Below are 23,044 nucleotides of genomic sequence, written 5' to 3' on the forward strand. Positions count from 1 at the left end.
CGATGGTGGGTCTGTCGTGGGTCGGGCGGCCGCCGTGCCCGGCTCCGCGCCGTCATCCACCCTAGTGCCCGGCTCGGACGACCGGACCTGCCCGTCCGTCTGCCGGTCAGTCGAGCATGTCGGCGGTGAGGCTGGCCTCGGTGCTCGCGATGCCGAGGTCCTCCGCACGCTTGTCGGCCATCGCCAGCAGGCGACGGATCCGCCCGGCCACCGCGTCCTTGGTCATCGGCGGATCGGCCAGCTGGCCCAGCTCCTCGAGGGACGACTCCTTGTGCTCCAGCCTCAGCGTGCCCGCCTGGCGCAGGTGGTCGGGCATCTCGGGGCCGAGGATCTCCATCGCCCGCTCGACCCGAGCCCCCGCTGCGACGGCGGCGCGCGCGGAGCGACGCAGGTTGGCGTCGTCGAAGTTGGCCAGGCGGTTGGCCGTGGCGCGCACCTCGCGACGCATCCGCCGCTCCTCCCAGGCGAGCACGGCGTCGTGGGCGCCGAGCCTCGTGAGCATCGCGGCGATGGCGTCGCCGTCGCGGATGACGACCCGGTCGACCCCGCGCACCTCCCGAGCCTTGGCCGAGATGCCGAGCCGTCGGGCCGCACCGACCAGGGCAAGGGCCGCCTCCGGCCCCGGGCAGGTCACCTCCAGGGCCGACGAGCGCCCCGGCTCGGTGAGCGAACCATGGGCGAGGAACGCTCCGCGCCAAGCGGCTTCGGCATCGCAGGCAGCGCCGCTCACGACCTTGGGCGGCAGACCGCGCACCGGGCGTCCGCGCGAGTCGACGAGCCCCGTCTGGCGGGCCAGCGTGGCGCCCTCCTCGACCACCCGCACGACGTACCGGCTGCCCTTGCGCAGGCCGCCGGCCGACATCACGAGCACCTCCGACCGGTGGCCGTAGACCTCACCGATGAACATCCGCAGCCGACGAGCCGCCTGCGCGGTGTCGAGCTCGGCCTCGACCACGATCTGGCCGCCGACGATGTGCAGACCACCCGCGAAACGCAGCGTCGCCGCCACCTCGGCCTTGCGGCAGCAGGGCTTCGTCACCGGTAGGCGGCTCAGCTCGTCCTTGACCTTCGCCGTCATCGCCATGCGCACCATCCTGCCATCGGTCTCGAGCGACCTTAGCCGATGATGTCCCGATATGCGGCGGCCAGGCGGAGGGAGTCGTGCTGGCCCCGGTCGCGCAGCCGCGATACCGGACTGACCACGAGCTCGGCCCCGAGGGCCTTGGCCGCCGCCTCGAGGTCGTCGTGCCCCTGCGGGCCCTCGAGCGTGGTGGGGTCGGCCAGCACGACGTCGAAGGTCAGACCCGGCGCGTGCCGCACCAGTGACGCCAGGTGGTCGGCAGCCCGAAACCCTTTGGTCTCATCGGTGCTCACCTCCAGGTTGAGATTGAGCAGGCGCTGCGCCGAGGTCGACGCGAGGGCATCGCGCAGGCTCGGCACCAGCACGTGCGGAAGCACCGAGGTGAACCACGAGCCGGGGCCGAGCACCACCCAGTCGGCGTCGTGGATGGCGCCCAGGGTCTCGGGGGGACACGGTGCGTCCGACGGGCGCAGGCGCACCTCCTCGACCCGCCCCTTCGCCGTCGCCACGCGGTGCTGTCCCCTCACCGTGCTCGTCACCCCCCAGCGGTCGAGCACGTCGGCCTCGATCTCGAGGGGCACCCCGGACATCGGCAGCACCCGGCCCCGCGAGTTGAGCAGGCGCCCCACCAGGTCGAGCCCGCCCACGGTGTCGCCGAGGAGGTCCCACAACGACACGATGAGCAGGTTGCCGAGCGAGTGCCCACCCAGTGGCCCGTCACCGGCGAACCGGTGCTGGAGCACGTCACGCCAGGTGTGTCCCCACGCGGTGTCGTCGCACAGCGCCGCGAGCGCCATCCGCAGGTCTCCCGGTGGCAGCACGGCGAACTCGTCCCGCAGCCGCCCCGACGAGCCCCCGTCGTCGGCGACCGTGACCACGGCCGTCACCCGGTCGGTGACGAGCTTGAGCGCCGCCAGCGACGCCGCGAGACCGTGCCCACCGCCGAGCGCGACGACACGCGTCTCCCGACCCGGTCCCGCCACGGGTCACTCCCGCCCGAAGTCGCGGTGCACGACGAAGGTCTCGACCCGGTCGCTCGCCAGCTCACGCGCCAGACGCTCGGCGATCGCCACCGACCGGTGCTTGCCCCCGGTGCACCCCACGGCGAGCGTGCTGTAGCGCCGCCCCTCGCGCACGTAGCCGTCGACGACGGGGACCATCAGCGCCACCACCGCGTCGACGAACTCGAGAGCGCCGGGCTGGGCCAGCACGTAGTCGGCCACCGGGGCGTCGCGGCCGGAGAGAGCTCGCAGCTCCGGCACCCAGAAGGGGTTGGGCAGGAAGCGCATGTCGTAGACGAAGTCGGCGTCGAGCGGCACGCCGTACTTGAAGCCGAAGGACATGACGGCGAGCCGGATCTGGGCGCGCCCACCCTCCTCGAAGAGCGACGAGACCTTCGAGCTGAGCTGGTGGACGTTGAGCCCTGAGGTGTCGACGATCAGGTCGGCTTCGGAGCGCAGCTCGCCGAGCAGCTCGCGCTCACGCAGGATGCCGTCGAGCAGCCGTCCCTTGCCCTGCAACGGGTGCGGGCGGCGCACGCTCTCGAATCGGCGCACGAGCGCCTCGTCGGTGGCGTCGAGGAAGACGATGTTGGGTCGGTGCCCGGTGCGGCCGAGGTCGCTGATGATGCTACCGAAGTCGGCGAAGATGCCGTGGCTGCGCACGTCGACCACGGCAGCCAGACGGGGCAACCGGCCCTCCCCCAGCCGGGTGAGGTAGTCGGCGTGCAGCTCGAGCAGCTGGGGAAGCATCTGGGGCGGCAGGTTGTCGACGACGTACCACCCGCGGTCCTCGAGCACGTTGGCGGCGGTCGACCGTCCGGCCCCGCTCATGCCGGTGAGGACGACGATGGGCTCTCCGGCTCCTGCGGGGGCCGGCTGCTCGCTCATGGCTCCCACCCTAGTAGGGCCCATCCGCGGTCCCCCGTCAGTCGAGCACCTCACCGGTGGTGAGGTTGACCGCCGGGGTGAGGGTCGCGCCCTCGACGCGCAGCCGCTGGACCACCGTCGCCGCGACCGCGGGCCCGATGCCCGGCACCTGCTCCACCTCCTCGACGGACGCGGCCCGCAGCTTCTTCACGGAGCCGAAGGCCTTCAGCAGGGCCCCGCGGCGCGTCTCACCGAGACCCGGTATGCCGTCGAGCGCCGACGTCGTCATCGCCTTGGAGCGCCGCTGACGGTGGAAGGTGATGGCGAAGCGGTGCGCCTCGTCGCGCAGCCGCTGCAGCAGGTAGAGACCCTCGCTCGTGCGCGGTAGGATCACCGGGAAGTCCTGACCCGGCACCCAGACCTCCTCGAGGCGCTTGGCCAGGCCCACGATCGCCACGTCGTCCACCCCGAGCGCGGACAGGGCGGCGCGCGCAGCGTTGACCTGAGGCAGGCCCCCGTCGACCACCACGAGGTTGGGTGGGTAGGCGAACCGGCGCGGCCGACCGGTCTCCTCGTCGATCGGGCCGCTTGAGCGCCGACCCGTCTCGTCGACCTCGAGCGCCGGACCACGCGTCACCGCAGACGCCTCCGCCGCGAGGGCCTCGGCCTCCCGCTCCCGGTCGCCGAGATAGCGGGCGAAGCGCCGGGTGAGCACCTCGTGCATCGCGGCGGTGTCGTCGATCGTGGCCAGCTCGCCGTCGAGCCCCGGCTCGAGTGCCCCCCGGACGATGAAGCGGCGGTACTCCGCCTTGCGGGGCAGCCCGTCCTCGAAGACGACCATCGACGCGACGACGTTGGTGCCCTGCACGTGGCTGACGTCGAAGCACTCGATCCGCAAGGGTGCGTCCTCGAGCTCGAGCACCTCCTGGATCTCCTGCAGGGCCAGGCTCCGGGCGGTGAGGTCGCCGGCCCGAGCCACCTTGTGGCGGGCGAGTGACTGCTCCGCGTTGCGATGCACCGTCTCCATCAACGACCGCTTGTCGCCGCGCTGGGGCACCCGCAGGTCGACCTGGGACCCGCGCAGGTCGCTCAGCCAGACCTGGACGGCGTCGTCGTCGGTGGGCATCACCGGGACCAGCACCTCGCGGGGGACGGCGTCCGCGCCCTGGTCGCCGTAGACCTGCAGCAGCAGGTGCCAGACGAGGTCGGGCAGCTCTTCGCTCTCCTTCTCGACGACCCACCCGCGCTGTCCGCGGATGCGGCCGCCTCGCACGTGGAAGACCTGGACCGCGGCCTCGAGCTCGTCGTCGGCCAGGGCGAAGACGTCCGCGTCCGTCGCGTCGCCGAGCACGACCGCCGACTTCTCGAGCGCGCGCTGGAGGGCACCGATGTCGTCGCGCAGCCGGGCCGCGAGCTCGAACTCGAGGTCGTCCGAGGCCTGCTTCATCCGCTGCTCGATGCGTGCGACGAACTTGGTGGTGTTGCCCGCCATGAAGTCGCAGAAGTCCTCGGAGATCTGACGGTGCTCCTGCTCGGAGACCCGTCCGACGCAGGGGGCGGAGCACTTGTCGATGTAGCCCAGCAGGCAGGGGCGACCGCTCGCCGCCGCCCGCTTGAAGACCCCTGACGAGCAGGTGCGCATCGGGAAGGGACGCAGCAGCAGGTCGAGGGTCTCGCGGATGGCCCAGGCGTGGGAGAACGGACCGAAGTAGCGGGTGCCCTTCCGCTTGACGCCGCGCAGGACCTGCGCCCGGGGGAACTCCTCGCCGAGCGTGACGGCGAGGAACGGGTAGGACTTGTCGTCGCGGTACTTGACGTTGAAGCGTGGGTCGTACTCCTTGATCCAGGAGTACTCGAGCTGGAGTGCCTCGACCTCGGTCTTGACGACCGTCCACTCGACGCTGGCCCCGGTGCGGACCATCGTCGCGGTCCGCGGGTGCAGGGCGGCGATGTCCTGGAAGTAGGACGAGAGTCGCGGGCGCAGTGACTTGGCCTTGCCGACGTAGATGACCCGCCCGTCGCGGTCGCGGAAGCGGTACACCCCGGGGTCGGTAGGGATCTCCCCCGGCTTCGGACGGTAGGTCGAGGGATCAGCCACGCCCCCAGCGTAGGTCGGACCTACGACACGACGACGTCGGTCCCCTTGACCGTGGCGGTCCGGGGGGCCAGCGGCTGCCGGGCCGGTCCCTGGCTCGGCGCCCCGGTGGCGATGTCGAACATGCTGCCGTGGCAGGTGCACTCGATCTGGCCGCCCTCGATCTTGGAGACCGGGCAGCCCTGGTGGGTGCAGACGACGCTGAACGCCTTGAACGAGTCCTTCGTGGGCTGGGTGACGACGACGTCGCCGACGATCTTCCCGCCGCCCACGGGGATGTCGGCGACCGGCACGGTCGTCCCGGTGGCCGCACCGCCCGCGGGCGCACCCGAGGCGGGGGCCGGGCCGGACGAGCCGCACCCGCCGAGGCCCACCACGGCGGCTGTCCCGACCCCCAGCGCACAGGCAGAGCGGACGAGGGTGCGGCGGTCGACCTGGGGCTGCGTCATGGGTGCTCCTGGGAGGTTGGGCGATGGAGGCGGGCGCGAGCGGACCAGCTGGGGACGCCCGCGCGGGTGTCGTCGTCCCCACGCCCAACGCCCAACGGTCACGAATGGTTCGCGTCCGCCGCGCGACCCCGCGAGGCGCGGATTCCGTCAGTCGGAGCTGACATCGGATTATTACGAGAAGGACACGAGAGACGGGTCCCGGCCACGGCGTCGGATGCGACCAGTAGCGTCGTGGGCAGCGGTTCGTCCGTGCCGTTGTCGGCGACCCCGAACGACCCTTCCGAGCGCTCTGACCTGCTCGAACGTCCCGAGCAGGACCTTCGGACTCCATGAGGTCACAGGTGTGTCGCATCCCTTGACACCCCCCACTCGGATGGACCACTGTGTGGGCGCACCGGGCCGCGACGGCCCGGAGCCGCGCCGACCTCGGCGCACTGGCACGACCGACGCTCCTGTCGGCAGATCTTTGGAGGACTTACTTGCTGCGGACACGCACTCTCGTCAACCTGGCCGCTCTCGGTGCCACCGGAGCCCTGGTCCTGTCGGCCTGCTCCAACTCGTCCACGAGCACGGGAGGTGGACTCGGTGCGGGCGCCACGGGTGGCGGTGCCGCCGGAGGGTCGACCTACACCGTCGCCTTCCAGGGCCCGCTGTCCGGTGACAACCAGCAGCTGGGCATCAACGAGGTCAACGGCGTCGAGCTCGCCATCGAGCAGGCCAATGCCTCGGGCAATCTCGGCTTCACCCTCAAGCTGCTCAAGGCCGACGACGGCGGCGACGCCTCCAAGGCCCCGGCCGCCGCGGCCCAGGTCCTGCAGGACGCGACGGTGATGGGAGTCGTCGGACCCTCCTTCTCCGGCACCAGCAAGGCCGTCGGCCAGGACTACGGCAATGCCCAGCTGGCCATCGTCAACCCCTCGGCCAGCAACGGGACCCTGCAGACCCTGGGCTTCAAGACCTGGCACCGCATCGTCCCCAACGACTTCGCCGAAGGTCCCGCCATGGCGGACTGGCTCGCGAAGAAGTCGCAGAAGGTCTTCGTGCTCAACGACCTGTCCGACTACGGCGCCGGCGTGGCCGGAGCCGTCGAGAAGGAGCTCAAGACGAAGGGCATCGCGGTCGTGACGGCGGGAGTCGACGCGAAGACCACCGACTACGGCGCCACGGCCCAGACCATCAAGCAGTCAGGCGCCACCGCCCTCTTCTACGGCGGCTACGACGCCCAGGCCGCACTGCTCGCCAAGGCCCTCACCGCAGTCGACTACACCGGTCTCCGCTCCGCCGGCAACGGCGTGAAGTCCTCGGTCTTCACCTCCGGCGCCGGCGCCTCCGGCAATGGCTGGTACTTCAGCTGCGGCTGCCAGGACGCGACGGTGGCCCCGGACTCGAAGGCCTTCACCGCGGCCTACCAGACGAAGTTCAACACCCCGCCGTCCACCTACTCCCCCGAGGCGTTCGACGCCGCGAACCTGCTGATCGACGCGATCAAGGCGGCCAAGGCTGCCGGCACCGTCGACCGGGCGTCGGTCAACGCGCAGGTCACCAAGGCCGACTTCACGGGCATCACGGGCACGATCAAGTTCGGCGCGAACGGCGACCTGCCGGCCGGCGTCGGCACGGTCAACCTCTTCCAGCAGAAGGACGGCAAGATCGTCTCGCTCGGAGACGTCGGCTCCGCCAGCTAGACCTGGGCCTCACCGGCCAGTGACTCACCCGTGCCGAGGGTCTGCGTTCGTCCGTCCCGACGAATGCAGACCCTCGGTGGCTCTGCCCCACCATCCTGGGCCCTGCACGTGACTGGAGAACCCGACGCGATGTCCGACTTCCTCACCTACTTCATCCTGGGCCTGACGCGCGGCTCGATGTACGCGCTGATCGCCCTCGGCTACACGCTCGTCTACGGCGTCCTCCAGCTGATCAACTTCGCCCACAGCGAGGTCTTCATGTCGGGTGCCTTCGGGTCATACCTCGTGATCGGCCTCTTCGTCCACAACGGCGACATCCTGCCGTGGTACGGCGTCATCGCCGTGCTCATCCTCGGGCTGGCCTCCGGTGCCGCCGTCGGGGCCTTCGTCGCCTGGACCCTCGAACGCGTGGCCTATCGACCGTTGCGCAGGCGGGGGGCACCCAAGCTCGCCTTCCTCATCAGCGCGATCGGCATGTCCTTCTTCCTCTCGCAGCTCGCGGGCAAGATGTTCAACCGCCTCAGCCAGAACTCGTTCCCGACGTACTTCAACCAGAACATGTCGGTCCTGAAGATCGGGGGGGCGAACGTGACCCTCATCCAGGCCATCGTCATCGTCAGCGCCCTCGTGATGATGCTGGGCCTCGACCGGCTCGTGTCCGGCACCAAGCTGGGCCGCAGCATCCGCGGGGTGGCAGAGGACGCGCCGACCGCGGCGCTGATGGGCATCAACATCGACAAGACCATCTCGCGCACCTTCATCATCGGCGGGGCCCTCGGGGGCGCGGCCGGCTTCCTCTTCGGCACCGCGTTCGTGTTCTCCAGCACCATGGGCTTCATCCCCGGGGTCAAGGCCTTCGCCGCTGCGGTCCTCGGCGGCATCGGCAACATCCGCGGGGCCATGCTCGGCGGTCTGCTGCTGGGGATCGTCGAGAACCTCGTCCCGACCGCTCCGTGGGACGGGTCCGGGGGGTGGATCGGCCTCGCCTGGACCGACGTCGTCGCCTTCGTCGTCCTCATCCTCGTGCTGGTCTTCCGACCATCCGGCATCCTCGGAGAGAAGCTGGGGCGTGCGGCATGAGCACCTCGACCACGACCTCGACCCAGCCCAAGGCCCCCAACCCGTCCCACCGCGGGCCATGGTGGTCCAACCCGCTGCTGCAGCGCTTGGCTGCCTGCCTGGCGCTGGGCTTCATGCTCGCGCTGATGATCGGCCAGCACGAGGGCACCCAGCAGGACTTCGGTCTGGCCTTCCGCCAGGCTGTCCTCGGCCCCCGCATCTTCCTCTTCCTGCTCGTCGGCGTGCTGGTCTTCGTCGCCATCACCTTCTGGCCGCGGATCAAGCCAATGTTCGCGCGCCCGGGTTTCCGCCCCCTCGCGGTGGGGGCGGCCACAGTGGCGGTGTCCCAGACCCTGCTGAAGTGGACCGACTCCCCGTCGGTCGGTGACGGCAAGTTCAGCACCGTCGCCGGTGCGGCCGGTCAGACGGACACGCTGGCCCCGCTGGCCCGCGCCTTCTTCGGCAACAACGTCCCGTGGCTCGGGTTCGTCGTCGTCGTCGGCGTCGCGGCGGCCGGGATCGTCCTGGCCAAACGCCTCCTGGCGTGGGCGGGCACCGCGCTGGCCATCCTGGCTGCCATCTGGGTCTTCGTCTCGCACCAGGCCGTCACCTCACTGCTGCGCACGCCCGACCACTCCACCGGCGCCCTCATCGCCGTGCTGGGTTACCTGACCGTGGCCGCGTCGGGAGCGGCCTTCGCCCTGGCGCACGACGACACCGCCGACACCCGGGCCTTCATCAACCGCCTGTTCGCCTGGCGCCCCGGCATGCCGCTGGTCGTCGTCGGCGTCGTCTTCGGTCTCGTCGGGCTCCTGGCCGCGACCTGGTTCTCCCCCGGCAACCGCAACGCCACCATGCTCGACACGTCCGCCATCTTCGCGGGGACGGGTCTGGCACCGCTGGCCTCGGCCTACCTGGCCTGGCTGGGCTACGTGCTGCTCGTGGTCACGACGGCCCTCGCCGGGTACGCCGCCTACAGCCGCGACGTCCGCCTCGGCTGGGGTGTGGTCGGGGTCGGCGGCCTGTCCCTGGTCCTCACCCTGCTGACGATCTACAGCTTCAGTAAGCTCGCCGGCGACTCCCGGTTCGACGGGGCGAGCGGTCCGTGGCAGAACCTCGGCACCGGTGGCTGGTTCGCCGCCGCGGCCTTCTCGCTGCTGGCGGGCGCCGGCTTCATCGTCGCCACCGTCAGGGGCGAGGCCGCCCGGTCCGCGCGCACGGGCTCCGATGTCGTCGCGAACGGCCTGGTCAAGGTGCCCGGGATGGGCCGCGCCGTGCTCATCCTCGTGATCACGGCAGCCCTGTTCTACCCACCCATGGCCAACCAGTTCTGGCAGACGGTGCTGGTCTCCGAGATCGGCATCTACGTACTGCTGGCGATCGGGCTCAACGTCGTCGTCGGCTGGGCCGGCCTGCTCGACCTCGGCTTCATCGCGTTCTACGCGATCGGCTCGTACACCACCGCCTACCTGGTCGGCGCCCTGCCGATCCTCCCCCCGAGCTGGCTGCAGCTGCCGCCGTTGCTCGCCATCCCGTTCGCCATCGTCATCTGCCTCGTGGCGGGGGTGACGCTGGGTGCTCCCACCCTGCGGCTGCGTGGTGACTACCTGGCCATCGTCACCCTCGGGTTCGGCGAGATCATCCGCATCGTGGCCATCAACAACCCCGGCAACCTCACCAACGGCCCGCGCGGTGCCTTCGGCATCGACAAGCCGTCGATCAAGATCGGCCCGATCGACATCGAGTGGGGCTCGGCCTCACTGCAGTACTGGTATCTCCTGCTGGTGCTCATCGGCATCGTGGTCCTGGTGTTCAACCGTCTCGAGCAGTCGCGCATCGGGCGGGCCTGGGCAGCCGTCCGCGAGGACGAGGTCGCGGCTTCGGCCACCGGCATCGACACCACCCGGGTCAAGCTCCTCGCGTTCGCCATCGGGGCCTCGACCTCGGGGCTGGCGGGTGTCTTCTTCGCCTCCCAGATCGGCTACATCAACCCGGACAACTTCCTGCTGAACAACTCGATCCTCGTCGTCGCCTACGTCGTCTTCGGCGGGATGGGCTCGCTGCCCGGCGCCATGGCCGGTGCCGCGGTGCTCACCTGGCTCCCGGAGTTCCTCAAGGACCAGGTGCCGGCCGAGGACCGGCAGATGTGGATCGGGGCCGTCATCCTCCTGATGATGATCTTCCGCCCAGCTGGGCTGATCCCGGCCCGGCGTCGGGCCACCGAGCTGCGCGGTCTCGACGACGCCCCCCGTAGCGAACCCATGGCCGTTCCGGCTGGAGAAGGACTGGGAGGCTCCCGATGAGCGCCATGACCACGACCGCCCCCGACGTCACCGACATCGTCTTCGACGTCCGCAACGTCACCCTGCGCTTCGGAGGGGTGACCTCGATCAACGACGTCTCCCTGCAGATGTTGCGTGGTGAGATCCTCGCGGTGATCGGGCCGAACGGCGCCGGGAAGACCTCGCTGTTCAACTCGCTGACCGGTGTCTACACCCCGCAGGAAGGCACCATCACCCTGGCTGGTCGCGCCGGCGACGCGCCGCAGTCGGTGCTGGGCAAGAAGACCCACGTCATCAACCACATGGGGGTGGCCCGGACCTTCCAGAACATCCGGCTCTTCCCAGCGCTCACCGCCATGGAGAACGTCAAGATCGGGATCGAGACCCGCCAGAAGTCGGGGCCGATCTCGTGCATGCTCGGCCTGCCCGGTCAGCGCCGGGAGGAGCGGGCCAGCACGGCCAGAGCCTACGAGCTCCTCCAGCTCGTAGGCCTGGTCCACCGGGCCAACGACCTCGCCGGCTCGATGCCGTACGGCGAGCAGCGACGCCTCGAGATCGCTCGAGCCCTCGGCACCGACCCCGGCGTCATCCTGCTCGACGAGCCGGCGGCCGGCACCAACCCCGCCGAGAAGCGCGACCTGGCCGACCTGATCCGGCTGATCAACCGCGACCTCGGGGTCGGGGTCCTGCTCATCGAGCACGACATGAAGCTGGTGATGAGCGTGGCCGACCGCCTCGTGGTGCTCAACTTCGGCTCCAAGATCGCCGAGGGCAAGCCCGAGGAGATCCAGAGGAACCCGGCTGTCATCGCGGCGTACCTGGGATCGGCGGACGAGAGCGAGGCCGCCGAGGAGGTGGCCCACCAGCCCACCCTGCACCGGCTCCCCGACGAGACCGCCGGCACGCACGCCGTCGGTGAGCACCGGCCACCCGCGCCGGCAGACAACTCCACCACGACCGAGGAGTCCTGAGTGAGCCTGCTCGAGGTTGACGACATCGAGGTGCGCTACGGCGCCATCCGCGCCCTCAAGGGGGTGTCCTTCACCGTCGAGGAGGGAGAGGTCGTGGCCCTGCTCGGCGCCAATGGCGCCGGCAAGACGACGACCCAGAAGACGGTGTCGGGCATGCTCCGTCCGGCGCTGGGTGAGATCCGCTTCGACGGCCAGCGGATCGACGGGCTCCCCGCCCACGAGCTGATCAACCTGGGCATCTGCCACGTGCCCGAGGGTCGACGGGTCTTCCCCCGGATGAGCGTCGCGGAGAATCTCGAGATGGGCGCCTTCCGCTTCAAGAAGCCCGACCAGGCGGAGCTGGAGCGGGTCTTCACGCTCTTCCCACGCCTGAAGGAGCGGATCAAGCAGAGTGCCGGCACCCTGTCGGGCGGGGAGCAGCAGATGCTCGCCATCGGCCGCGCCATGATGGGCAAGCCCCGGCTGCTGCTGCTCGACGAGCCCTCGATGGGGCTGGCTCCGCTGATCATCCAGCAGATCTTCGCGATCGTCAAAGAGGTCAACAGCGCCGGCATGACGGTGCTCATCGTCGAGCAGAACGCCTCCCAGGCCCTCGGCCTGGCTGACCGTGGCTATGTTCTCGAGACCGGTGAGATCGTGCTCTCCGGCACCGGCAAGGACCTCCTGGCCGACGACCGGATCCGCGCGGCCTACCTGGGCGAGGAGATCGCCTCCTGACGGTCGGTCCGTCCTCCCCGGCCTGCCACCGATGACCGGGCCCCTCGGCACGTCGACGCGTGCACGCAGTAGGGTAAGGCCAGCGAGCCGGTCAGCGGCTCCCTCGACACAGGAGTCGCACCCATGGCCGGTCTGCACGTCGTCGCCCTCATCAGCGCCAAGCCCGGATCGGAGACGGTCGTCCACGAGGCGCTCACCGAGCTGGCGGAGGCGACCCGGCAGGAAGCCGGGTGCCGCGCCTATGACCTCTTCGAGTCGGCGGCGACGCCCGGCACGTTCGTGACGGTGGAGGAGTGGGCCGACCAGGCCGCGCTCGACGGCCACATGGCCTCCCCGCACATCGCGAAGGCTCTGGGCGCCGTCGGGGACGCTCTCGCGGCGCCGCCGGCCATCCACCCCCTCACGCCGGCCTGAGAGACCTCCGCCGGGGCCCAGCCCCGGCGGAGGCCCCTAGCGGGCCACGGCCCGGCGCGGGGCCTTCGTGGACGCCGTCGAACCAGTGGCCTTCGTGGTCCCCTTCTTCGCGGTGACGGATGTCGCCGCCGGCTTCGAGGTGGCCTTCTTGGTCGTCTTGGTGGTGGCCCTGCCCGCCGCCTGAAGTCGCGTCGAGGCCGAGGCGGCCACCGGACGCACCCGTGACTGGCTGGGTCGCGGGGAGGGACGGCCAGAGGCGGCCTTCTCCAGCAGCGGACGCAGGAACTGGCCGGTGAAGGACTCCTCGACCAGGGCGACCTCCTCGGGCGTGCCCTCGGCGATGACCCGACCACCACGCTTGCCGCCCTCGGGTCCGAGGTCGACCAGCCAGTCGGCGCTCTTGATCACGTCGAGGTTGTGCTCGATCACGATCACCGTGTTGCCCTTGTCGACCAGGCCCTGCAGCACCTCGAGCAGCTTGCGGATGTCTTCGAAGTGCAGGCCCGTCGTGGGCTCGTCGAGGACGTAGACGGTGCGTCCGGTCGAGCGCTTCTGCAGCTCGGTGGCCAGCTTGACCCGCTGGGCCTCACCGCCCGAGAGGGTCGGTGCGGGCTGGCCGAGCCGCACGTATCCCAGCCCGACGTCGTTGAGCGTCTTGAGGTGCCGGGCGATCGAGGGGACCGCGGCGAAGAAGTCGGCTGCCTCCTCGATCGGCATGTCGAGCACGTCGGCGATCGTGCGCCCCTTGAAGTGCACCTCGAGGGTCTCGCGGTTGTAGCGCGCCCCGTGGCACACCTCGCACGGCACGTAGACGTCGGGCAGGAAGTTCATCTCGATCTTGATGGTGCCGTCGCCCGAGCAGTTGTCGCAGCGGCCGCCCTTGACGTTGAAGGAGAACCGGCCCGGCAGGTATCCGCGGACCTTTGCCTCCTGCGTCTCGGCGAAGAGCTTGCGCATGTTGTCGAAGACGCCGGTGTAGGTCGCCGCGTTGGAGCGCGGGGTGCGGCCGATCGGGCCCTGGTCGACGTGCACGACCTTGTCGAGGTGCTCGAGGCCAGTGACCGTCTTGTGCCGGCCGGGCACCTGACGGGCGCCGTTGAGCTTGTTGGCGAGCACGGTGTAGAGGATGTCGTTGACCAGGGTCGACTTGCCCGAGCCCGACACCCCGGTCACCGCCACCAGGACGCCGAGGGGGAAGGAGACGTCGACGTCGTGCAGGTTGTTCTCCCGAGCACCGATGACCGACACCTCGCGGCCGTCAAGAGGACGCCGCACATCGGGCACGTGGATCTCGCGCCGGCCGGAGAGGTACTGCCCGGTCAGTGAGGTCGGGTGGTCGAGCAGACCCTGCACCGTGCCGCAGTGCACGACCTCTCCCCCGTGCTCCCCCGCGCCCGGACCGATGTCGACGACCCAGTCGGCCATGGCGATGGTGTCCTCGTCGTGCTCGACGACGATCAGCGTGTTGCCGAGGTCGCGCAGGCGGGTGAGCGTCTCGATGAGGCGGTGGTTGTCACGCTGGTGCAGCCCGATGCTCGGCTCGTCGAGCACGTAGAGCACACCGACCAGCCCCGAGCCGATCTGGGTGGCCAGCCGGATGCGCTGGGCCTCCCCGCCGGAGAGGGTGCCGGCCGGGCGGTCGAGCGAGAGGTAGTCGAGCCCCACATCAAGCAGGAAGCCCAGCCGGGCCTCGATCTCCTTGATCACGCGGGCCGCGATCTGCCGCTCGCGCGTCGTGAAGTCGACCTCGCGCAGGAAGTCGGCGGCCTCGTTGATGGCCAGCGCACAGATCTCGGAGATGCTGCGGCCCCCGACGTGCACCGCCAGGATCTCGGGCTTGAGCCGCGCACCCTTGCAGACGGGGCACGGTACCTGGCGCATGTAGCCCTCGTAGCGCTCACGACTCCACTCGGAGTCGGTCTCGGCGTGGCGTCGCTTGACGAAGGGGACGACACCCTCGAAGCCGGTGGTGTAGGACCGGTCGCGCCCGTAGCGGTTGCGGTACTGCACGTGGACCTTGTAGTTCTGGCCGTGCAGGAGGGCCTCCTTGGCCCGCGCCGGCAGCGAGGCCCACGGCGCGTCGACCGAGAACTTGAGGTCCTTCGCGAGCGCGTGCATGACGTTCTGGAAGTACTCGGCCGAGCCGCTGCCCTGCGCCCACGGGGCGATGGCCCCCTGGGCCACGGAGAGGTCGGGGTCGGGCACGAGCAGCTCGGGGTCGACCTCGAGCTCGGTGCCGATGCCGGTGCAGGTCGGGCAGGCCCCGAACGGGCTGTTGAACGAGAACGACCGTGGCTCGATCTCGTCGATCGCGATCGCGTGGTTGTTGGGGCAGGCCATCTTCTCCGAGAAGCGGCGCTCGCGGACGGCGTCGGGGTCGCTCTCGTCGACGTCGACGAACTCGACGAGCAGCACCCCGGCCGCCAGCCGCAGGGCGGTCTCGACCGAGTCGGTGAGTCGCCGCTTGGCTCCGGTGTCGTCACCCTTGGCGACCAGCCGGTCGACGACCACCTCGATCGTGTGCTTGTACTGCTTCTCGAGCTTCGGCGGCTCGGACAGGGAGACGACCTCGCCGTCGACGCGGGCCCTCGAGAACCCCTTGGTCTGCAGCTCGGCGAAGAGGTCGACGAACTCGCCCTTGCGCGCCTGCACCACCGGGGCCAGCACCTGGAACCTCGTGCGGTCGGGCAGCTCGAGCAGCTGGTCGACGATCTGCTGGGGGCTCTGCCTCGTGATCGCCTCGCCGCACACGGGGCAGTGCGGCCGACCGGCGCGGGCGAACAGCAGCCGCAGGTAGTCGTAGACCTCGGTGATGGTGCCGACCGTGGAGCGCGGGTTGCGGTTGGTCGACTTCTGGTCGATCGAGACCGCTGGCGAGAGCCCCTCGATGAAGTCGACGTCGGGCTTGTCCATCTGCCCGAGGAACTGGCGGGCGTAGGAGCTGAGCGACTCGACGTAGCGACGCTGGCCCTCGGCGAAGATGGTGTCGAACGCGAGGGACGACTTGCCCGACCCCGAGAGGCCGGTGAAGGCGATGAGGGCGTCGCGGGGGAGCTCGACCGAGATGTCCTTGAGGTTGTGCTCTCGCGCGCCACGCACGATCAGGGTGTCGTGAGCCCGGCGGGGTGCGCCCGGCACCAGTGCGTGGGTCGACGCAGCGATCACGGCAGCAGAGGCGGGGGTCGCGGAGGCCCGGGACGAGGGGCGGGACGGCGCAGCATTCACATCCCTCAGTTTAGGCGCGGCCACCGACAGGGGTCTCGCTCGCCCGGGCGTGCGGGGGCGATACTCCCCTGCGAGCGACCGGTGCTCCGTTCGGCCCCCTCCACCCCTAGGCTTGGGCCATGGCTCCGACGACCCGCGAACCCGACCCCCAGGTGGCCGCCCCCTACGACGGTGACGTGACACCGGGAGGCCCGGTCCAGGTGCGCGAGCTCCCCGGTCTGACCATCCGCAAGCTCGCCGTCTCCGCGATGAGCAACAACGTCTACCTCCTGACGGATACCGCCACCGGCGAACAGCTGCTCATCGACGCCGCCGACGATCCGGAGCAGGTGCTGCAGCTGGTCGCCTCCGGCACCGGCCGTCTCGACTGGGTCGTCACCACCCACCAGCACTGGGACCACCACCGCGCCCTCGCCGCGGTCGTCGAGGCCACGGGCGCCCGCACGGCCGCCGGAGCCGACGACGCCGACGCCCTGCCGGTGCGGCCGGACCGGCGCCTCGCCCAGGGCGACACGCTGCAGGTCGGCGACGTGAGCCTCGAGGTCGTGCACCTGCGCGGGCACACCCCCGGGTCGATCGCCCTCGCCTACGAGGACGGCGACGGTCGCACGCACCTCTTCACCGGGGACTCGCTCTTCCCCGGAGGGGTCGGCAACACCACGAACGAGGGTCAGAGCTTCGACGACCTCATCGCCGACGTCACCGAGCGGGTCTTCGACGAGTACGACGACGACACGTGGGTCTACCCCGGCCACGGGGGCGACACCGTGCTCGGCCGGGAGCGCCCCCACCTGTCGCAGTGGCGCGAACGCGGCTGGTGACTCCCCCGCCCACCCCGATGGCGACCCGGCTCAGCTGAGCCGGGTGATCGTGACCTCGACGAACATGTCGGTGTCGGTGCCACCGGTGTAGACCCCGGACAAGGGCGGCACGTCGGCGTAGTCACGCCCGTGGGCGACCTCGACGTGCAGGTCGCCGGGAGTGACCATGTTGGTCGGGTCGACGGCCAGCCAGGCTCCGTCCCACCACTCCACCCAGGCGTGCGACTCCCCGTCGACCGGCATACCGACCGGGGCCGACTCGTCCGGGAGGACGTAGCCCGAGACGTACCTCGCGGGGATGCCCACCGAGCGCAGGGCACCGATGGTCAGGTGGGCGAGGTCCTGGCAGACGCCCTGCCGGGCCTGCCAGGCGTCGACCGCGTGGCTGGACACGCTGGTGGAGCCCGGCACGTAGGCGACCTCGTCGTGGACCAGGGTGGTCACCAGGGCCACGAGCTCGGCGGGACCGATCGCGTCGGTCCGCAGGGCGACGACCCGCTCGCGGAGGTCGTCCGGCGGTCGCACCCGGTCCGACACCTCGAGGAACTCGCACGCCTCGACCCCGACGCACTCGGCAGCCAGGCCGTCCCAGTCGAGCCCCAGGCCCTGACGCGCAGGACGGTGGACGTCGACGGTGCTCGACGCGGTCACCACCAGCCGGTCGTGGCGCTCACTCACCTCGAAGCCGGTCACGTGCGTGCCCCAGTAGTCGACGTAGTCGAAGGTCCACGGCTGCGGGGTCACCTCGACCCGTGAGAAGAACACGGTCTGCTCAGACGTGGTCGGAGGGGTCAGACGGGCCTCGTTGAAGGACGTCAGCGCCCCCTTGCCGTAGATGTATCCGGTGCGGTGCGAGACGACCAGTCGGGCGCTCATGCCTCTCCTGCCTGCCAGCTGTGGGCGATGGGGGTGGGGAAGTAGCGCGACGCGATGGCCTCGCTCGCCCGCGTCATCCGCTGCTGGATGCGTTCCATCTCGCCGGCGAGGTCGCTGAGGATGTCACTGAGCGGACGGTACTCGAGCTCGGCGCGGGCCCGACCCAGCAGCTGCGCCGACTCGCCGTGCTGCCCCGAGCGGCGGCCGGCGTCGAGGTGGTGGATGCAGTCCTCGGCCCGCCCGAGGGAGTGGATGACCGATCGGGGGAAGAGCCGGTCGAGCAGCAGGAACTCGGCCGCCTCCCGCTGACCGAGGCGACCCCGGTAGGTGCGGGTGAAGGCCTCGAGCGCGCCGCAGGCGCGCAGGGTCGAGGACCAGGCGGTGCTCGCGCCGGCGGAGAGCGACGCGTTCGACAGCAGCCGGGCCGTCATGTCCACCCGCTCGATGTGCCGACCGAGCGTGAGGAACTGCCAGCTCTCGTCGTGGTTCATCGTGCCGTCGACCATCCCCGAGATCATCGCCACCCGCTCGACGACGAGCCGCGAGGCGAGGTGGGGCCTCATGGTCTCGAGCTGACCGTGCGAGACCGCGTGCCAGGTGGTGTTGATCGCCTCCCAGACCTCCGCCGAGACCGTCTCCCGGGCCCGCCGGGCGGACTCGCGGGCGCAGCCGAGGGCATACACCATCGAGCTGGGTTCGTCGGGCTCGTGACCGAGCAGCCGCAGCACCAGGTCGTTGTCGTAGTGGGTGCCCTCGTCGGGCTCGACCCCCATCACCTGCAGGACGGTGCGGCAGGCGGCAGCCTCGTCGACCGTGGGGTCCTCGACGAGCGTGGCCATGTGCCCGTCGAGGATGCGGGCGGTCGCGTCGGCCCGCTCGAGGTACCGGCCGATCCAGAAGAACGACTCCGCGATGCGGCTGAGCATCAGTGCTGCCCTCCATCGGGACCGTCGTGCGGGGCGAGGGGGTCCAGTAGCGCCAGTGGCGCCAGTGGATCCAGCGGGTCCACCCGCTGCTGTTGCGTCTGCTTCTGCTCCGGCCAGCCGGTGCCCGGCGAGGTCGTCGACGCCGCGGCGATGTCGCTCAGGTCGAGCCGGCCGGTCGCCGGCTCCTGGACCAGCGGGCCCGTCGCGCCGGGCAACGCCGAGCGCGACAGCACCCAGGTGTCCTTGGAGCCCCCGCCACGGCTGCTGTTGACGATGAGCTCGCCCTCCGGGAGGGCCACACGGGTCAGCCCACCGGGCAGGACCCACACCTGCTGGCCGTCGTTGACCGCGAAGGGCCGCAGGTCGACGTGCCGGGGGCGCATCGCGCCGTCGATGAGGGTGGGGTGCGTCGACAGCTGCACCACCGGCTGGGCGATCCACCCGCGGGGGTTGGCGAGCACCTGCTCGCGCAGCACGTCGAGCTCGGCGGTCGTCGCCCTCGGCCCGATGACGATGCCCTTGCCCCCCGAGCCGTCCACCGGCTTGAGGACGAGCTCGCCGAGCCGGTCCATCACCTCGGCCCGGTGGGCCGGGTCCTCGAGGCGCCAGGTGTCGACGTTCGGGACGATCGGCTCCTCGTGCAGGTAGTAGCGGATCAGGTCGGGCACGTAGGTGTAGACGAGCTTGTCGTCGGCGACACCGTTGCCGATGGCGTTGGCGACGGTGACGTTGCCGACGCGCAGCGCGTTGATGAGCCCGGCGACGCCGAGCATCGAGTCGGACCGGAAGTGCACCGGGTCGAGGAACTCGTCGTCGACCCGCCGGTAGATCACGTGCACGGGCTCGAGTCCGTTGGTGGTGCGCATCAGCACCCGTCCGCCCTTGCAGACCAGGTCGCGACCCTCGACCAGCTCGACCCCCATCAGGCGGGCGAGCAGGGCGTGCTCGAAGTAGGCCGAGTTGTACACGCCCGGCGTCAGGACGACCACGGTGGGGTCGGCGACGCCCGGAGGGGCCGTCGCCCGCAGCGCGGCCAGCAGCTGACGGGGGTAGCGGGACACCGGCCGGATGCGGTGGTCGTGGAAGACCTCGGGCAGGGCCGTCGCCATGGCCCGACGGTTGGTCATCACGTACGACACCCCGGAGGGCACCCGCACGTTGTCCTCGAGGACGCGGAAGACGCCCTCGTTGTCGCGGATCAGGTCGATGCCGGACACGTGCACCCGCACGCCCCCAGCCGGTTTCAGACCGTGTACCACCCGGTGGTAGTGCGGCGAGCTGAGCACGACGTGGCGTGGGATGACCCCGTCGCGGAAGAGCTCGCCCTTGCCGTAGACGTCGTCGAGGAAGGCCTCGAGCGCGCGGACCCGCTGGGCGACGCCCCTCTCGACCGGCGCCCACACGTCGGGCTCGATCAGGCGCGGCATGATGTCGAGCGGGAAGGGCTGCTCGACCCCACCGAAGTCGAAGGTCACGCCCTGCGCCAGGTAGGAGCTCTTGAGGGACTCGGCGCGGACCAACAGCTCCTCGGTACCGATCTGCACCGCCTTGTCGCCCAGCTGCCGGTACCCCGCCCGCATCCCCTCCGCCCCGAACATCTCGTCGTACGGCGTGTCGGCTGACGGCCTGGTCGGCCCGGCGGCGTCATAGAGGTCGAAGGGGGCGCTCACGTGCCGACCTTATGAGGTCCGTGTTTCTCTGTCATGTCCGGAGCCGACCAATGGGACAGAACCCCTTGTGGTGCGTGCCGGCAGCGACCTGGCCCGAGGCCGTCACAGCAGGGACGCGACCAGCTCACCGACCTCGGCGAAGAGCGGGAGGACGGCGGTGCCCCGGTCGGCCCCCAGCTCGCCGCCGGCTCCCCCCGGCCCCGCCAGCCCGGTCGCGACGACGGCGACGGCCGCGAAGCGGCCCGGCACCGACTCGATGAGCGCCATGTCGCTGCGCACGCCGTGCAGCGAGCCGGTCTTCGAGGCGACCGGCACCGACTCGGGGAGATAGGCCGGCAGACCCTCACGGAACTGCTGCCGCTGCAGGACCGCGAGCGCCGTCTGCGTGTGCTCCGGGTCGAGCAGCCGTCCACCGCGCAGGGCCACGAGCAGGTCGACGAGGTCGCACGCGGTCGTGGTGTTCTCGATGCCCTCGGCAGCGGCGCGCACGTCCATCAGCCGGCGTCGCAGGTGCGTGTGGCGGGTGGGCACGAGCGCGAGGCTCGCCGTGACCGACTCGCGGCCGACGAGGTCGATGACGGCGTTGGTCGCGTCGTTGTCGCTGAGGCAGATCATCAGCGTGAGCGCCTCGAGCAGGGGCAGCCGTCGCACCGACGGCAGGAGCTCGAGGGGCCCGCTGCCTCCGACGCGCTCACCGGGCAGTGGCAGGCTCACGGTGGTGTCCAGGGCCAACCGGCCGCGCTGGCAGGCGTCGAGCGCGGCGACGAGGACCGGCACCTTGATCGTGCTGGCCGCCGGGACGACGTGCTCGGCGTCGACGTCGACCCGCAGGGCACCGGGCAGGCTGACGCTGACCCCCACGCGCCCGGGGGCGCGCGAGACGAGCGCGGACAGGCGCTCGCGCAGCAGCGCCGCCGCCGCGTCGGCGGCCCGCTCGCTCATGCCGGCCCTCCCGGGCCCCGCCACGGACCGGCGGGGACGAGGCACGAGCGCCCCCGCTGCGCCAGCTCGTCGAGACCACCGACCCCCAGCAGCCCGAGCCCGTGCGCGAGGTCGGCCCGGACCGCCTCGAGCGCTGCGGCCACCCCCGCGCCGCCCCCCGCGGCCAGGCCCCAGACGACGGGCCGCCCGAGCAGCACCGCGTCGGCCCCGAGAGCGAGGGCCACGAGCACGTCGAGGCCGGAACGGATGCCGCCGTCCACCAGGACCGGCACCCGGCCGGCGACGGTGTCCACCACCGCCGGGAGGGCGCGCGCCGTGGCGACGGCCCGGTCGAGCTGGCGACCCCCGTGGTTGCTCACCACGATGCCGGCCGCGCCCGCGGCGAGGCAGCGCTCGGCGTCCGCACCGCCCAGGACGCCCTTGACCAGGACCGGGAGGCCGGTGACTCCGGCCAGCCACCCGATGTCGTCGAGCGTCGCCGGGGCCTGGACCAGCGCCTGCTCGGCATCGACCTCGTCTGCCGAGCCGACGTGGCGGGCGAGGTTGTCGTGCATCAGCTCCGCAGTGCCCCGTGGTGGACCGTGCGCCTCCCGGGCGCGCAGACCGACGTACGGCGTGTCACCGGTGAGCACGACCGCCCTCGCCCCTGCCGCCGTGGCCCGCTGGGCGAGCGCAGCGGTCAGGCCGCGGTCGCGCACGAGGTAGGACTGCCACCACCACGGGGTGCCACGGGCGTCGAGCACCCCGGCGACCTCTTCGATGGCCACGGTGGTGCGCGTCGACAGGACCATCAGGCTGCCCGCGTCGGCCACGCCCGACGCGGTGGCCAGCTCACCGTCAGGGTGGGCAAGTCGGTGGTAGGCCGTCGGCGCAGCCAGCACCGGGGTGGCGAGGTCGCAGCCCAGGAGCGTGGTCCGCGTCGAGGCGACGTCGACGCCGGCCAGCACCGACGGCACCAGACGCCAGTCCCGCCAGGCGATCTCAGCCTCGTCGAGGGTGACCTCGTCGGCGGCACCGGTGCCGACGTAGTCGACCGCCGCCGGGTGCATGAGCGTGGCCGCGGCTCGCGCGTGGTCGATCAGGAGAGGCAGCATCGGGCCAGTCTGCCCCCGATCCACGGGCGTCGGGGTCCGCGCCCGGGGTCGGTGCCCCTCCCCGTGTCAGGATGGATCGATGACCGCCACCGACCACCACCGGCGCCGCGTCCGAGTCGAGGTCGCCAACCTCTGGGAGCGCCCTGACAGCCCCCGCACGGTCGACGCTCCCAGCGTCGCCGACGAGCCGGATGTCGCGCGGTGGCTCGAGGAGCTGGATGCCCACGACGGGGAGTCGATGACGGGCGACGGGCGCCTCGGCCTGCACCATCGCCTGCACACCCAGCTGCTCGCCGGCGAGCCGGCCGTGGTGCTCGGCGCCGACCCGGCCCATCCGGGCTGGGTGCACGTGCGGGCGCCCCGGCAGCCGACCTCGATCGCCCCCGACGGCTACCGGGGGTGGGTCCGCGCCAGCCACCTGACCGACCCGGCCGACCCGGCCGACCCGGCCGGCTCCCTCCCCCTGACCGAGCCGACCCCGATCAGCGCAGAGCACCCCCTCGTGGTCCTGGCGCGCCAGCACCTCGGGCTGCCTTACCTGTGGGGAGGGCTCAGCCCCGCCGGTTTCGACTGCTCGGGCCTCGTCCACTGGTGCCTGCGGGCGCTCGGCGTGGTCGTGCCGCGGGATGCCGACGACCAGCAGGACGCCTGCGTCCCCGTGCCGCTCGACGAGGTCAGGGCCGGCGACCTCTACTTCTTTGCGCTCCCGGGTGAGGGTCGGGCCCACCACGTGGGCATCGTGACCAGCCGGGGACACATGATCCACGCGCCCGAGACCGGCTGCGGGCTGATGGAGGAGCCGCTCGACGACGGGCGGCTCGAGACCCTCGCCGGGGCCGGGCGGCCCCCCTCGTGACCGGCCCGGTCGA

19 protein-coding genes are annotated in these 23,044 nt (G+C 71.2%); 8 read left to right on the forward strand and 11 right to left on the reverse strand.

Going from position 1 to position 23,044, the window contains the following annotated elements; genetic code table 11:
• Window positions 1-106 precede the first annotated feature (106 nt).
• From whiA to V3N99_01820, 5 genes are read right to left on the reverse strand one after another with little or no spacing between them, the layout of a single operon-like run.
• Window positions 107-1,084 (reverse strand): DNA-binding protein WhiA, encoded by a 978-nt coding sequence (whiA, locus tag V3N99_01800; GenBank protein ID MEO3935468.1) that lies wholly within the window; start codon window positions 1,082-1,084, stop codon window positions 107-109.
• A gap of 32 nt (window positions 1,085-1,116) precedes the next feature.
• Complete coding sequence (gene yvcK / locus V3N99_01805; protein MEO3935469.1) at window positions 1,117-2,064, reverse strand: uridine diphosphate-N-acetylglucosamine-binding protein YvcK; 948 nt, start codon at window positions 2,062-2,064, stop codon at window positions 1,117-1,119.
• Window positions 2,065-2,067: 3 nt separating this feature from the next.
• Window positions 2,068-2,970: an RNase adapter RapZ gene (gene rapZ / locus V3N99_01810; protein MEO3935470.1), complete on the reverse strand. Its 903-nt coding sequence runs from the start codon at window positions 2,968-2,970 to the stop codon at window positions 2,068-2,070.
• Between the two features lie 37 nt (window positions 2,971-3,007).
• The gene (uvrC, locus tag V3N99_01815; GenBank protein MEO3935471.1) at window positions 3,008-5,047 is read right to left on the reverse strand and encodes an excinuclease ABC subunit UvrC; all 2,040 of its coding nucleotides are present in this window, start codon (window positions 5,045-5,047) and stop codon (window positions 3,008-3,010) included.
• Between the two features lie 20 nt (window positions 5,048-5,067).
• Window positions 5,068-5,493 carry a Rieske (2Fe-2S) protein gene (locus tag V3N99_01820; GenBank protein ID MEO3935472.1) on the reverse strand — a complete coding sequence of 142 codons (426 nt, stop codon included), beginning with the start codon at window positions 5,491-5,493 and terminating at the stop codon, window positions 5,068-5,070.
• Between the two features lie 479 nt (window positions 5,494-5,972).
• Here V3N99_01820 and V3N99_01825 point away from each other — a divergent pair, with 479 nt between their 5' ends.
• The 6 genes from V3N99_01825 (at window position 5,973) to V3N99_01850 (ending at window position 12,621) form a co-directional block, all read left to right on the forward strand.
• Window positions 5,973-7,178 carry a branched-chain amino acid ABC transporter substrate-binding protein gene (locus tag V3N99_01825; protein MEO3935473.1) on the forward strand — a complete coding sequence of 402 codons (1,206 nt, stop codon included), beginning with the start codon at window positions 5,973-5,975 and terminating at the stop codon, window positions 7,176-7,178.
• Between the two features lie 129 nt (window positions 7,179-7,307).
• The gene (locus tag V3N99_01830; GenBank protein ID MEO3935474.1) at window positions 7,308-8,258 is read left to right on the forward strand and encodes a branched-chain amino acid ABC transporter permease; all 951 of its coding nucleotides are present in this window, start codon (window positions 7,308-7,310) and stop codon (window positions 8,256-8,258) included.
• Window positions 8,255-10,540 (forward strand): branched-chain amino acid ABC transporter permease, encoded by a 2,286-nt coding sequence (locus V3N99_01835; protein ID MEO3935475.1) that lies wholly within the window; start codon window positions 8,255-8,257, stop codon window positions 10,538-10,540. Before V3N99_01830 ends, V3N99_01835 begins: the two co-directional genes overlap by 4 nt.
• Complete coding sequence (locus V3N99_01840; protein ID MEO3935476.1) at window positions 10,537-11,490, forward strand: ABC transporter ATP-binding protein; 954 nt, start codon at window positions 10,537-10,539, stop codon at window positions 11,488-11,490. Before V3N99_01835 ends, V3N99_01840 begins: the two co-directional genes overlap by 4 nt.
• A 6-nt stretch (window positions 11,491-11,496) precedes the next feature.
• Window positions 11,497-12,207 carry an ABC transporter ATP-binding protein gene (locus V3N99_01845; GenBank protein ID MEO3935477.1) on the forward strand — a complete coding sequence of 237 codons (711 nt, stop codon included), beginning with the start codon at window positions 11,497-11,499 and terminating at the stop codon, window positions 12,205-12,207.
• A 123-nt stretch (window positions 12,208-12,330) separates the two neighbouring features.
• Window positions 12,331-12,621: a putative quinol monooxygenase gene (locus V3N99_01850; GenBank protein ID MEO3935478.1), complete on the forward strand. Its 291-nt coding sequence runs from the start codon at window positions 12,331-12,333 to the stop codon at window positions 12,619-12,621.
• 36 nt (window positions 12,622-12,657) lie between these two features.
• Here the strand turns inward: V3N99_01850 and uvrA are convergent, their stop codons facing one another.
• Window positions 12,658-15,786, reverse strand: a complete 3,129-nt coding sequence (uvrA, locus tag V3N99_01855; GenBank protein ID MEO3935479.1) for an excinuclease ABC subunit UvrA — start codon at window positions 15,784-15,786, stop codon at window positions 12,658-12,660.
• 179 nt (window positions 15,787-15,965) lie between these two features.
• Between uvrA and V3N99_01860 the strand changes: the two genes are divergently transcribed.
• The gene (locus V3N99_01860) at window positions 15,966-16,667 is read left to right on the forward strand and encodes an MBL fold metallo-hydrolase (GenBank protein ID MEO3935480.1); all 702 of its coding nucleotides are present in this window, start codon (window positions 15,966-15,968) and stop codon (window positions 16,665-16,667) included.
• 30 nt (window positions 16,668-16,697) lie between these two features.
• Here V3N99_01860 and V3N99_01865 read toward each other — a convergent pair whose 3' ends face one another.
• The 5 genes from V3N99_01865 to V3N99_01885 all read right to left on the reverse strand — a co-directional run bounded on the left by V3N99_01865 (window position 16,698) and on the right by V3N99_01885 (window position 22,175).
• Window positions 16,698-17,543 (reverse strand): transglutaminase family protein, encoded by an 846-nt coding sequence (locus V3N99_01865; protein ID MEO3935481.1) that lies wholly within the window; start codon window positions 17,541-17,543, stop codon window positions 16,698-16,700.
• Window positions 17,540-18,469, reverse strand: coding sequence for an alpha-E domain-containing protein (locus V3N99_01870; protein ID MEO3935482.1), 930 nt, complete (start codon window positions 18,467-18,469; stop codon window positions 17,540-17,542). Before V3N99_01870 ends, V3N99_01865 begins: the two co-directional genes overlap by 4 nt.
• Window positions 18,469-20,067 (reverse strand): circularly permuted type 2 ATP-grasp protein, encoded by a 1,599-nt coding sequence (locus V3N99_01875; GenBank protein ID MEO3935483.1) that lies wholly within the window; start codon window positions 20,065-20,067, stop codon window positions 18,469-18,471. The genes V3N99_01870 and V3N99_01875 overlap by 1 nt, the downstream gene beginning before the upstream one ends.
• 174 nt (window positions 20,068-20,241) lie before the next feature.
• On the reverse strand, window positions 20,242-21,081 hold the full coding sequence (locus V3N99_01880; protein MEO3935484.1) for a serine hydrolase: 840 nt from the start codon (window positions 21,079-21,081) through the stop codon (window positions 20,242-20,244).
• Window positions 21,078-22,175 carry an alpha-hydroxy acid oxidase gene (locus tag V3N99_01885; protein ID MEO3935485.1) on the reverse strand — a complete coding sequence of 366 codons (1,098 nt, stop codon included), beginning with the start codon at window positions 22,173-22,175 and terminating at the stop codon, window positions 21,078-21,080. Before V3N99_01885 ends, V3N99_01880 begins: the two co-directional genes overlap by 4 nt.
• A gap of 79 nt (window positions 22,176-22,254) precedes the next feature.
• Here V3N99_01885 and V3N99_01890 point away from each other — a divergent pair, with 79 nt between their 5' ends.
• Window positions 22,255-23,031: a C40 family peptidase gene (locus V3N99_01890; GenBank protein MEO3935486.1), complete on the forward strand. Its 777-nt coding sequence runs from the start codon at window positions 22,255-22,257 to the stop codon at window positions 23,029-23,031.
• The last annotated feature ends 13 nt before the right edge of the window (window positions 23,032-23,044 follow it).

The sequence above is a fragment of the Dermatophilaceae bacterium Soc4.6 genome (assembly GCA_039889245.1).
In the GTDB taxonomy this organism is placed as follows: domain Bacteria; phylum Actinomycetota; class Actinomycetes; order Actinomycetales; family Dermatophilaceae; genus Lapillicoccus.

Excerpts from the sequence above, each read along its gene's own strand:
- V3N99_01820 (MEO3935472.1), bottom strand. The coding sequence starts at position 5,493 with ATGACGCAGCCCCAGGTCGACCGCCGCACCCTCGTCCGCTCTGCCTGT.
- V3N99_01850 (MEO3935478.1), top strand. The coding sequence starts at position 12,331 with ATGGCCGGTCTGCACGTCGTCGCCCTCATCAGCGCCAAGCCCGGATCG.
- V3N99_01840 (MEO3935476.1), top strand. The coding sequence starts at position 10,537 with ATGAGCGCCATGACCACGACCGCCCCCGACGTCACCGACATCGTCTTC.
- V3N99_01890 (MEO3935486.1), top strand. The coding sequence starts at position 22,255 with ATGACCGCCACCGACCACCACCGGCGCCGCGTCCGAGTCGAGGTCGCC.
- V3N99_01880 (MEO3935484.1), bottom strand. The coding sequence starts at position 21,081 with ATGAGCGAGCGGGCCGCCGACGCGGCGGCGGCGCTGCTGCGCGAGCGC.
- whiA (MEO3935468.1), bottom strand. The coding sequence starts at position 1,084 with ATGGCGATGACGGCGAAGGTCAAGGACGAGCTGAGCCGCCTACCGGTG.
- V3N99_01830 (MEO3935474.1), top strand. The coding sequence starts at position 7,308 with ATGTCCGACTTCCTCACCTACTTCATCCTGGGCCTGACGCGCGGCTCG.
- V3N99_01870 (MEO3935482.1), bottom strand. The coding sequence starts at position 18,469 with ATGCTCAGCCGCATCGCGGAGTCGTTCTTCTGGATCGGCCGGTACCTC.
- V3N99_01865 (MEO3935481.1), bottom strand. The coding sequence starts at position 17,543 with ATGAGCGCCCGACTGGTCGTCTCGCACCGCACCGGATACATCTACGGC.
- V3N99_01875 (MEO3935483.1), bottom strand. The coding sequence starts at position 20,067 with ATGTTCGGGGCGGAGGGGATGCGGGCGGGGTACCGGCAGCTGGGCGAC.
- V3N99_01860 (MEO3935480.1), top strand. The coding sequence starts at position 15,966 with ATGGCTCCGACGACCCGCGAACCCGACCCCCAGGTGGCCGCCCCCTAC.
- V3N99_01835 (MEO3935475.1), top strand. The coding sequence starts at position 8,255 with ATGAGCACCTCGACCACGACCTCGACCCAGCCCAAGGCCCCCAACCCG.
- V3N99_01885 (MEO3935485.1), bottom strand. The coding sequence starts at position 22,175 with ATGCTGCCTCTCCTGATCGACCACGCGCGAGCCGCGGCCACGCTCATG.
- rapZ (MEO3935470.1), bottom strand. The coding sequence starts at position 2,970 with ATGAGCGAGCAGCCGGCCCCCGCAGGAGCCGGAGAGCCCATCGTCGTC.